Source organism: Mycoplasmopsis mucosicanis (assembly GCF_006546935.1).
Lineage (GTDB): Bacteria > Bacillota_I > Bacilli_A > Mycoplasmatales > Metamycoplasmataceae > Mycoplasmopsis > Mycoplasmopsis mucosicanis.
This window is the reverse complement of the sequence record NZ_SMDN01000004.1, coordinates 1-12,080: the sequence shown is the minus strand read 5'-3', so window position 1 is coordinate 12,080 and position 12,080 is coordinate 1. Positions and strand designations below refer to the sequence as shown.

The 12,080-nt window shown below is 30.2% G+C and carries 8 protein-coding genes; 7 read left to right on the top strand and 1 reads right to left on the bottom strand.

Going from position 1 to position 12,080, the window contains the following annotated elements; all coding sequences use genetic code 4:
• Positions 1-4 precede the first annotated feature (4 nt).
• The 3 genes from obgE to E1I18_RS03775 all read left to right on the top strand — a co-directional run bounded on the left by obgE (position 5) and on the right by E1I18_RS03775 (position 5,366).
• Positions 5-1,270 carry a GTPase ObgE gene (gene obgE / locus E1I18_RS01270; protein ID WP_141483800.1) on the top strand — a complete coding sequence of 422 codons (1,266 nt, stop codon included), beginning with the start codon at positions 5-7 and terminating at the stop codon, positions 1,268-1,270.
• Between the two features lie 272 nt (positions 1,271-1,542).
• Positions 1,543-4,203 (top strand): type I restriction-modification system subunit M, encoded by a 2,661-nt coding sequence (locus tag E1I18_RS01265; protein WP_141483799.1) that lies wholly within the window; start codon positions 1,543-1,545, stop codon positions 4,201-4,203.
• Positions 4,203-5,366, top strand: coding sequence for a restriction endonuclease subunit S (locus E1I18_RS03775; RefSeq protein ID WP_211334695.1), 1,164 nt, complete (start codon positions 4,203-4,205; stop codon positions 5,364-5,366). Before E1I18_RS01265 ends, E1I18_RS03775 begins: the two co-directional genes overlap by 1 nt.
• Before the next feature lie 84 nt (positions 5,367-5,450).
• Here E1I18_RS03775 and E1I18_RS01255 read toward each other — a convergent pair whose 3' ends face one another.
• The gene (locus tag E1I18_RS01255; protein WP_141483798.1) at positions 5,451-6,560 is read right to left on the bottom strand and encodes a hypothetical protein; all 1,110 of its coding nucleotides are present in this window, start codon (positions 6,558-6,560) and stop codon (positions 5,451-5,453) included.
• Positions 6,561-7,138: 578 nt separating this feature from the next.
• Here E1I18_RS01255 and glpO point away from each other — a divergent pair.
• From glpO to E1I18_RS01235, 4 genes are all read left to right on the top strand, one after another.
• Complete coding sequence (gene glpO, locus E1I18_RS01250; protein WP_141483846.1) at positions 7,139-8,293, top strand: type 2 glycerol-3-phosphate oxidase; 1,155 nt, start codon at positions 7,139-7,141, stop codon at positions 8,291-8,293.
• A gap of 18 nt (positions 8,294-8,311) precedes the next feature.
• Positions 8,312-9,829 carry a glycerol kinase GlpK gene (gene glpK, locus E1I18_RS01245; protein ID WP_141483797.1) on the top strand — a complete coding sequence of 506 codons (1,518 nt, stop codon included), beginning with the start codon at positions 8,312-8,314 and terminating at the stop codon, positions 9,827-9,829.
• Positions 9,830-9,831: 2 nt separating this feature from the next.
• Positions 9,832-10,590 (top strand): MIP/aquaporin family protein, encoded by a 759-nt coding sequence (locus tag E1I18_RS01240; protein WP_211334693.1) that lies wholly within the window; start codon positions 9,832-9,834, stop codon positions 10,588-10,590.
• A gap of 232 nt (positions 10,591-10,822) precedes the next feature.
• Positions 10,823-12,080, top strand: a 1,258-nt coding sequence (locus E1I18_RS01235) for an IS1634 family transposase (RefSeq protein ID WP_141483796.1), incomplete at its 3' end; no start/stop codon positions are given.

The window sequence follows — 12,080 nt, the reverse complement described above, 5'->3', positions numbered from 1 at the left end:
TAAAATGGCCCGATTTATTGATGAAATCAAAATTCAATTAGTTGCTGGTAAGGGTGGCGATGGAATGATTTCATTCCGCCGAGAAGCACACGTTGATAAAGGTGGACCAGATGGTGGCGATGGTGGTCGTGGTGGCAACATTTATTTTGTTGGTGATTTAGGCAAAAATACTCTTTTATCTCTTTATGGAAACAAAAGAATCTCTGCAGAAGATGGTGTTAATGGTGGACCTAAAAACCTTTATGGAGCTGCTGGTAAAGATAAATATATTCAAGTTCCTATCGGAACAGTTGTTTATAAAGAAGGCAAGGTTGTAGCAGATATTATTGAACCAAAACCTTATCTAGTAGCAAAAGGTGGTCAAGGTGGTCGGGGAAACATGAAATTCAAATCACCTCGCAACACTGCACCTCGAATTAGTGAAAACGGAAGCAGAGGTGAAAAATTTGAAGCACATATCGTGCTTAAAATTTTGTCAGATGTTGGTGTAGTTGGAAAACCATCTGCGGGCAAAAGTACACTTTTGAGTGCAATAAGCAATGCAAAAGCAAAAATAGCTGAATATGAATTCACTACACTTGTACCTCAACTTGGACTAGTTAAATATTTTGAAAACTCTTTTGTTATAGCTGACTTACCAGGACTTATTGAAGGCGCTTCGCTAGGTAAAGGACTTGGTATTCAGTTCCTTAAACATATTGAAAGATGTCGAGTAATAGCGCATATTATTGACTTTGGTAGCGAATATAAAGACCCTATAGCTGACTTTGAAACAATCAATCAGGAACTAAAAAATTACAGTTTAAACTTAGAAAAAAAAGACCAACTAGTCATTGCAAACAAAAGCGATCTTGATTCATTTAATACTCATTTAGCAGTGTTTAAGGAAAAATATCCAAACATTGAAGTAGTTGAAATCTCTGCATTAAGCGCTCAAAATCTTGATGAAGTAAAACAAAAACTATGAGAATTAATTCAAAAAAATAAACTTAAACCAATTGAAGAAGTTGAACAAGATGAAATAGTTGAAATAACTCTTGAAAAAGACTATGATGTTATTAGTCCTTATGCTGGTTATTTTGAAGTAAGTGGTCCTAAAGTACAACAACTTTATGAAAAAATTCCACTTGTGAGTTATGACAACTTACTACGTTTCAATAATATTCTTAAAAAAATTGGTGTTTGAGATGAATTGGTTATGTTAGGAATCCAACCTGGTGATACTGTTCGAATCTTTGAATACGAATTTGAATGAGATGGTGAATATTAATTAATATATGTGAGTGCAATAGCACTCACTTTTTTATTTGAATTAAGTCAATCATAGAACATTAATTTTGCCCTATATACACATTTTTGAGTACTTATCGCTAATTTCAATACATAAAATTGTGTTGAATCATGCAAACAATTTTAATTATTAGTTATTGATATGAAAAAGGTGGAAATTTTTATTGTCATTATGAAGCAAAACGACTATTTAATGAATTTGTGTAATGTTTTCAATATAATATTAATATTTGTAATATAAAAGGGGAAATAATGGAAAATAATATACTTTCAAAACAAAAACTAGCAGCCACTTTGTGAGAGGCTGCAAACAAACTTAGGGGTGGACTTGAGGCCAATGAATATAAAGACTACATTCTTGGACTTATTTTCTACAAATACTTATCACAAAAGCAAATTGACTTCATGCTTTCTGAGGGAATTGATGAAAACGACCTTGAATGTTTTACAAAAGATTATGAACAAAGAACAATAGATTTTAGCGATAGTTCAATCAATGACAAAGAAGAAATAACTGAATTAATTCAAAGAATTAAAAAAGAATTAGGATACTACATTCACTATGAAAACCTTTATCAAGTTTGAACTAATCCACAATGAAAAAGCATCAATGTCTTTACAGTTAAAACACTAACAGATGCAATTGAAGAATTTAACAGATCATTAAGTAATAATTCAAGACAGCTTTATGGAAATATTTTTGGCGTTTTTGAAAACGATATGTCAAAATATTCAACAAACCTTACTGAACAATCAAAAATGCTTGCAAATCTAATTGATATAATTCAACGTATTCCATTCCATCATGGTAAATACGATGTTTTAGGTTTTGTTTATGAATATTTAATTGCTCAATTTGCTGCCGGAGCAGGAAAAAAAGGTGGTGAATTTTACACACCTCACGAAGTGTCATTATTGATGGCAAAAATTGTTGCTTATCATCTTCGCGATCGTGAAACAATCAAGGTTTATGACCCTACATCAGGTTCAGGTTCACTTCTTTTAACCATCAGTGATGCATTTAGAAAGTACAACAAAAGTAAAAGTCCAATTAAATTCTTTGCACAAGAAAAAATTAGACAAACATTCAACATCACCAGAATGAACCTTGTTATGAAAGGGATTAATCCTGCTGATATTTCAGTACGTTGCGGTGATACACTAGAGCAAGACTGACCATTTTTTAACGATGATGACATTACATCATACAAATATGAATCAGTTGATGCAGTTGTATCTAATCCCCCTTATTCACTAAACTGAGATAATGAAAACAAAACAAATGATCCTCGATATAAAGAATATGGAATTGCTCCAAAATCTAAAGGTGATTATGCATTCTTGCTTCACGACCTTTACCATCTTAAAAATGATGGTATTTTAACCATTGTTCTTCCACACGGTGTTTTATTTAGAGGGGGAAGCGAAAAACAAATTCGAAGCAAACTTATTGAAAAAGGTCAAATTGATGCAATTATTGGTCTTCCATCTAATATTTTTTATGGTACCGGTATCTCAACAATCATAATGGTGCTTAAAAAACAAAAAGACACTCGAGATATTCAATTCATTGATGCTTCTAAACTTTTCGTTAAAGGTGTTAAAAAAAATAGACTTGAAGCAATGCATATCAAAAAAATAGCTGATGTAGTTAATAATCGTCTTGAAATCGAAGGCTTTTCACGCATTGTAAGCTTTGAAGAAATCAAAAACAATGACTTCAACTTAAATATTTCACGTTATCTAGACAACTATGAAAAAAGTGAAACAAATGACCTTTATTCATTGATGTATGGTGGAATTAGTCATGATGAACTTAAACAATTTGATAAATTCTTCGCATGCTTCCCTGAACTTAAATCTAAATTGCTAAAAGCAAACAATAACAACTACTTTGACATCATTAGCAATGATGATTCTCAAATTCGCGACTTAATAATCAATGATCAAACAGTTAATATTTATAAAGCCAAATATGATCAAATCAGCGCACAAATCAACTGATTATTCAATTCAACATTCAACTCACTAAGCAGTATGCAAAATGTTAATGCTGAAGCATTTGAAGATAAATTGGTTGAGCTTGTTTTTGAGCAATCTTCTTCATTAGATTTAGTTGACAAATACTTATTCTATCAAGTAATCAAAAACAACTTTGAAAACATAAAAAATGGTTTAGATCTATTGAGTAATTTTGACCAAAACAACTCAATAACCAGTATATTGGACGAAATTATTGATAAAGAGTATGCTGGAAAAAAACGCAAAAAACTCAAAGATTTTAATGCTCAATTATTCAATAAAAATGATATTGCTCAAAGTTATTATGCAACACAACTCGAACTTTTAGAACAATATTCAGTACAAAATGAGCAACTCAACAATCAAATTAATGAACTTGTTGAATCAATACCTGAAGAAGAAAGAGTTGATCAACTATTCAAAGAAAAAGATAATTCTTTAGATGCAGAAGAATTAGAAAAATATGTCAAAGCACTAAATGCTTCGACATATGATGAAGATTCTTTTGAACACAAAGTGATTCAAATAAACAAACTCATTGAACAAAGAGCAAGTCTCACTAAACAACAAAATGAACTTAATAGCAAAATAACACAAGATTCATTAAACAAAATTTACAATCTTAGCGAAAATGAATTTGTTTCACTAATTATCAATAAATGAACTACTCAAATCGGCAATGAAATCAATAAAATAGCAAACGTTATTATTGAAGATTATGTTTCAAAATTTGAACATTTAGAAGCAAAATACAAAGACACATTCAACAACATTGATGAACAAATTGTTGAAAATGAAAAAGAACTTATTACACTATTAAATGACCTTACTGGTGATGAAAGTGATATGAAAGCTATTGATGAACTTATAAAAGTTCTTGGAGGCAAATAATGAATAAGGCTTTAGTGCCTCAAATTCGTTTTAAGGAATTTACTTACGCTTGAGAACTAAAAAGGTTGGGGGATTTTTTGGATTATGAACAACCTGCAAGATATCTTGTTTCATCGGAAGATTATAATGAAAAATATAAAACACCAGTTTTGACAGCCGGAAAATCTTTTGTTTTAGGTTACACCAATGATAATTTTGGTATTTTTTTCGCAAGTACCGACTCTCCAGTAATTATCTTTGATGATTTTACAACTTCTTCTCATTTTGTTGATTTCCCCTTTAAAGTAAAGAGTAGTGCATTGAAAATATTGAAAAAAGCTAATAAATTACACAAAGATGTATTTATATTTAATATACTCAAAAAGATAAAATATGAAGTTGTAAATCATGAGCGACATTGATTATCGATTTTTTCAAATATAATGGTCAATTTTATTGACAATATCCCCGAACAAAACAAAATAGCTCAGACATTCTCCACTCTAGACTCACTCCTAACACTTCATCAGCGTAAGTGTGAAAAACTCAAAAAAATTAAGCAAACTCTACTTGAGAAAATGTTTCCAGTTGAGGGCTCAAATATTCCATCAATTCGGTTCGCCGGATTTACTTACGCTTGAGAACTAAAAAGGTTTGGTGAAATTCTTAATAAAATTACTCGAAAAGGGTATACAGAATTGCCTCAATTAACTGCTTCGAAAGCAGGCACTATGTTTATAAGATCTCAAATTAACTACTCAATATCAGTGTCAGCGACAAGTTTAAAAAGTTATGTATTAGTAGACAAGCACGACTTTGTTTTACATCTATCAACATACGACAGTGGTCTTGCATATTCGCCATTTCGTGGCATAACATCGCCTGCATACTCAGTTTTAAAGTTTTCCGAACCACTAAAATCAGATCCAATCTTTTGAAAATATGTTTTTAATGGTAAAAAATTTATTAAATCATTAATACCATTCACATATGGATTGAGAGTTGGTAAAACAATAAACTTAGATGAACTGAATGAAAGTTATTTACTAACTGCTCAACTCCCCGAACAAAATAAAATAGCTCAGACGTTCTCCACTCTAGACTCACTCCTAACACTTCATCAGCGTAAGTGTGAAAAACTCAAAAAAATCAAGCAAGAATTGCTCAATAAAATGTTTGTCTAATACTCATTTTTGAGTACTTTTGGTTAATTAACGCATAGAATAACACATTAAAAAAACTCGGGTTTAACCGAGTTTTTGATATGCTTATCTTCTTCTAAGTTTTATACCTAGTGCAGTCAATGAAGCAATTGATAATACAGAAGTAACACCAAGTGCAACACCTACACCTACATTTGTTTTGACTAGTTTTTTGTTTTCTTGTTCTCTTTTATCAGATAAGTCTTTAAATTCAGAAACTTCTCCTCTTAATTGAGTTAGATTTTGTTGTTGAGTGTTAAGTACTTTATCTTTTTCTTCAATTTTTTTGTTTAGAGTTTGAATATTTTCTTTTTTGGTTGATTCTTTAAGTTTTTTGATTTCTTCATCTTTTTGAGTTTGTTGTTGTTTTAAATTATTGATTTCTGTTTCTTTTTGTGCAATTTGTTGTGTTAGACCTTCTTGTTTTGACTGGTCTTGTTGTTTTAACTCATTAATTTCAGTTTCTTTTTGCGTAATTTGATCTTTTATTTCTTTACTTTCAAAACTTAATTCATCAATTTTTTGTTCTTCTTCATCTATTTTGTCAAATGATTCTTTAATGTCTGAAGCATATGTTGTTGCAATTGTGTTTAGAATTAATGTTCTTAATAATGTGTCACCATCAATTTTTTGTTTTGTGTCATCAGGTCTAATTGTAATTTGATCAATATCATTTACACCAAATTTTTTCATATTTAGTAATAATTGTTTTTCAAATGAGTCATAAATCTCTGATGAATTAATGTCATAAACACTGACTAGTGTTAACATTTGACTCAATGCATCACCATAATTATTTATTGCACTTCCAACTCTAATTGCATTGTATGCTAAATTTAATTTGTAATTTTCATCATCTTTTTTATCAAAGATTTTTAACGCATCACTAAGCAACATAAATCATTTGTTTAATGCTTTTTCAGTGTTTGAAGATGAAGAAGCATGGTCTTTAAAATGTTTAATGATTTCATCTTTTAATTCTTTGAAGTCTTTATCAAAAGTCTTTTTAAGAAAATCTATATATTTTTCATTTGTGTCTAAAGCAGCTTTTTCAGGGTTTGTCACGTCCTTCATATTTGGTTTTGTGGTTTTTGATTCACTAACTTTCGCACTCATTAACGTTGCAGGAGCAATTGCTAGAGGTGTAAGAGTGCTTAATATTCATCTTTTACTCATAATAATTTATTCCTTTTTTCGTAGTTAAAATTACCATAAATTATATATTGATGCATTATTGATTTCTTACTGGTGAGTGAATTTTCCAAATACAATACGAATTTTTGATGTTTAAATTAATACAAAAAAAATGCAAAAAAAATGTTTGTCTGTATTTATACATTTTTTATAAATAGTCGATATGTAATTGATACCATAAATTTACTTATATACACATTTATGAGTATTTTTAGTAAAAAAACGTAATAAAAAGTCTTGCAATATTTATACACACATTATTTTTTGCATATGAAACAGCAAAAAATGACTGATTTTGAGTGTTTTTTTGGTTAATTTTAACAAACAACACTAAATACTGGAATATTGATTGTTCTGCATTATGAAATCAATTCTACACATTGAAAATAATTTATATAAACGTAAATAACTACTGTATAACTTGTTATTTACGTTTTATTTGTCTATTTGTGGAAATATTTTCCAAATACTTTAAAAATTATGGAATTATTTCTTTAAAAACTCAATATTATTGAGCAAAAATGTATTCACACATTAAAATAGCAGCAGGAGGTTTAATGGTGAATAATAAATATGATGTCATTATTATAGGGGGTGGAATTATTGGTGGCGTTATTGCTTATGAACTTTCACAGTACAAATTAAGGACTTTATTACTTGAAAAAAATCCTGTATTTGCTGATGAAACATCAAAAGGTAATTCGGGCGCTATTCATGGAGGCTTTGATCCTGACCCTGGAAAAATTGAAGCAAAACTTAATGTTATAGGTAATGAATTATGAAGAAACAAAATATTTAAAAATTTGAAGTTTCCAAATGCACAAGTTGATTCGTTAATATTAGCATTTAATGAAGAAGAAATGAAACACGTTCATATGCTTTATGAACGTGGACTTATAAATAAGGTACCTCAAGAGTATTTAAAAATAATCTCAAGAGAAGAAGTTCTTAAAAAGGAACCAAACGTGAATCCAAATGTTTTAGGTGCCTTACTTTGTACAAGTTCTTGAGCAATTGATCCAGTACGAGCAACCTATGCATTTTTAGGCTGTGCTAAACAAAATGGTACAGATTTAAAAACATCTGCTGAAGTGAATAGAATTGATTTTGCTAACGATATGTTTAGTGTTGGACTAAAAAATGGTGAAGAATTTAGTTCAAAAGTAATAATTAATGCTGCTGGTCATTATGCAGATGTTATTGCTAAACTTGCTGGTTATGGCGATTTTGAACAAAAGGCACGTCGAGGTCAATATCGTATTTTAGCACGTAGTGAAAGTGGCATAGTAAATTCAATTTGTTTTAAAGTGCCTACAATTCATGGAAAAGGAGTAATTGTTGCTCCAATGTTAGATGGTCATGTGTTAGTTGGTCCTACTGCTGAAGAAGGAATTGCTAAAGAAGATACAAGAGTAGTTACTCAAGAAAAATATGAATACATTGGTAATATTGGTAAAGAAATTATTCCTTCAATTCGTTTAGATAAAACAGTAATGACTCTTGCGGGTTCAAGACCTATAGACATTGAGACAAATGATTTTGTTATACGTCCAGCACACAAAAATAACAAATTTATCAATGCAGCAGGAATGCAATCGCCTGCAATTGCTTCAGCACCTGCAATTGCAATTGAAATTGCAAAACTTGTTGAACAAAGTGGACTAAAACTTGAGAAAAATCCTCAATATAAACCAACCTATAAGGTAGAGTTTTAAACAAATCCAAGGAGATATATGAAAGAAAAATACATAATTACATTAGATTCAGGAACAACCTCATGTCGAAGCTTAGTTATTAATCATGCTGGTGAAGTAGTAGCTTCAAGTCAAGCAGAATTTAGTCAGTATTTTCCACAGTCGGGTTGAGTAGAACATGATCCTCTTGAAATATGATCTGCTCAATTAGGAACAATGCAAAGTGCAAAACTTAAAGCAAATATCGGTTCGCATGAAATTGCTGCATTAGGAATCACAAACCAACGTGAAACTGTGGTTTTATGAGACAAAAAGACTGGATTACCAGTGTACAATGCAATAGTTTGACAGGATCGAAGAACTACTGATTATTGTGAAGAGTTGATTGAACAAGGTTGATCAGAAAAAATACAAGAAAAAACAGGTCTAATAATCAACCCTTATTTTAGTGGAACTAAAATAAGATGAATATTGAAAAATGTACCTGAAGCACACAAAAAACTGCAAAAAGGTAATTTATTAGCAGGAACTATTGACACCTGATTAATGTGAAAACTTACAGATGGCAAGGTGCATGCTACTGATGTGTCTAATGCATCAAGAACACTGCTTTTCAATATTCATACATTACAATGAGATCAAGAAATATTGGACCTACTTGAAATACCAAGAGAAATATTGCCTGAAGTTAAGTCTTCATCTGAAGAATATGGTACAGTAGCTCCTTACTATTGATCAAAAAGTGCTAAAGGTGTTGTACCAATTACTGGAGTAGCAGGTGATCAACAGTCTGCACTATTTGGTCAGTTATGTACTGAAGTTGGAATGGTAAAAAATACATATGGAACAGGTTGCTTTACCTTAGTAAATACTGGAACAACACCAGTTAAAAGTAAAAACAAACTTTTAACGACAATTGCATGAAAAATTGGCAAACAACAAACAGTTTATGCACTTGAAGGTTCAGTATTCATTGCCGGTGCAGCCATTCAGTGATTAAGAGATTCGTTGCGAATTCTTTATAATTCTGCTGAAAGTGATTTCTTTAGTTCATTGGTTAATGATGATCAACGAGTATATGTGGTTCCTGCTTTTACTGGTTTAGGTGCTCCATATTGAGACTCATATTCACGTGGTGCAATTTTTGGTCTTGAAAGAGGAAGCAAACGTGAACATATTATTAAGGCAACACTTGATTCAATTGCATATCAAAGCTATGACTTAATTAAAGCAATGGAAAAGGATTTAGGCAAACCAATTATTATGCTTAAAGTTGATGGTGGTGCTTCAAATTCTAATTATTTAATGCAGTTTCAATCATCGATTTCAAATCTTAAAGTTCAACGTCCGCTTAATCCTGAAACTACTGCGTTAGGTGCTGCATATTTGGCTGGCTTAGCTGTTGGATATTGAAAAGATATTGACGAATTAAAAGAAATCAACAAAATTGAGAGAGAATTTAGCCCATTACTTTCAACTCAAGAAGTTGAAAAATTGATCAAAGGTTGAGAAGTTGCAGTCAAAAAAACACTGAATTGAACAAAGGATATTGAGTAGTTATGGAATTTGCTTTAAAATTATTATCAGAATTTTTAGGTACAGCAATCTTAATTTTGCTTGGTAATGGTGTAGGATATTCAGTTTCTGGCTCAAAAATGTTTGCAAATCAGCCTGGAAAATGAGTAGTTATTGCATTTGGTTGAGGTTTTGCAGTAATGTTTGGTGTGTTAGTCTCAATAGCGCTTGGTGGATCAGGTCATCTTAATCCCGCAGTGAGTGTGTATGCGGCAATAAATTCACTTGATGCTAGCCTACTTGCATATATTCCATTCCAAATACTAGGTGCAATATTTGGTCAAATTGTACTGAATTTTATTAACTGAAAACATATTAAAGATACAGATTTAAATACTGTAAGAGCATGTCATTGTACTTCGCCAGCATACAGCAATTTTAAAGATAAAGCATTAGTGCAAAATTTGTCTTACGAGTTTGTAGGCACACTTGTTTTAATTGGTTTAATTGCAGTATTTAGTTCTTCAAAAGTTGCAGAAAGCATAGGCGCATTGAGTGTTTTACCAGTTACATTATTAGTTGTTTCAATCGGAATGTCGCTTGGTTCTTCTACAGGATATGCAATCAATCCTGCAAGGGACTTAGGCCCTAGAATTGTGTATTTTTTCACTGAAATTATCTCAATGAAAAAACGAAAAAATGAACTTATAGGTGCTTATTGATCATATAGTTGAGTACCTGTGATTTCACCCTTGCTTGCAGGCTCATTAGTTGGTGTTATTGACCATTTTGTTAACCTATAGCATTTTAATTTATGTTTAAAATATTTAAAGGATTCATAGTCATTTATGAGTTCTTTTTTTTGTGGGAGATTGAGTGAATTCATACTCTAAACTTTCGGTAAAAAATTATACTAACAACCAAAATTTCATAAAATAACTATTTTTCTTCAAAAATGGTTATTTTTTTATATTAATTTGTTCCATTTTGTTTGTTTTTTAGTATAATTATTATACTATCAAAAAAGGAGCAAAAATGTTAGATAAATTCAGAATGGTTCAAGTGCCTAAAGGTGCAAAAATTTCAAAACAAAAGAATGGTGAATGAGTTCAATTGGTGGTTGATAGAGAATATATAAAATCAAAAAAATACTACAAAGAGAAAAAGGTTTTAATAGGTTTAATTACAACGAATGAAAATGGTGAACGAATGATGTTTCCAAATGAAAAATACTTTAATTACTTTTCAGATGAAAGTGTTGTTGAAATTGAAAAAGATCTTGAATTTAGTGATACTTTATCTTTTGGAACATATGCTGTATTCGACTTAATTTTTAAAAAAATCGGTATTGATGATATATTGAAAAATATTTTTGGAACTAATTCAACAATTATAAAAGCACTTGTTTGCTATTATTCTAGCAATTGTTCAAACACGATTCAAGGGTTTAAAACATGACTTTTTAAAAATTATGCAGGGTTAGAAAAAGTGAAATCTGAATCAACTATTTCTGAAATTTTAAATAAACATTTAACTGCAGAAAAAATTGCTAAATTTTCAGAACTTTGACTTAAAAATTACCAAAGAAATTTAAATAATAATGTGAATAAAAGTTATGTCAATATTGATTCAACCAATGTAAATACATCATCAAAAAATGTTAAAAAAGCTGAATATGGATATGCTAAGGAAAATAAAAATGAACCAATCATTAATATTGGTTTAGTTACTGATCAAATTAACAATTTTCCATTATTTTATGAAATCTATGCCGGTTCCGTGACTGATATGTCTCAGTGTGATATATTGATAGAAAAAATAAAAACAATTGGTATTAAAGATCATTGTCTAGTGATGGATAGAGGTTATTTTTCAGCCAAAAACATACATAATATAGATAAAAAAGGTTATTCTTTCATAATCATGGCTAAACTTTGGAATAAAAATTTGCAAAGAATTTTAGATGAAAATAAAGACAAATTTAAACATAAAATTAGTAATTTAACAAGTGATAAAAAATCATTCGGAATGATTGTGAAAGACAAAGTTTTTGATGATGTAAATAAGAAATTTAATATTGTTTTGCTCTATGAACCTATTAAAGAATCAGAACGAGTTTCATTTTACACAGAGTACTTTACACGTTTAGTTGAGCAAGTTAAAAATATGAAAAAATTAACAAAAGAAGTTGAACATAATTTTTCTGAATATCTTGATTTTGAGCTCGATGAAAAACGAAGAATTTTAAGTGTAACACCAAAGGAAGAATCATTTGAAAAACATATAAAAAACG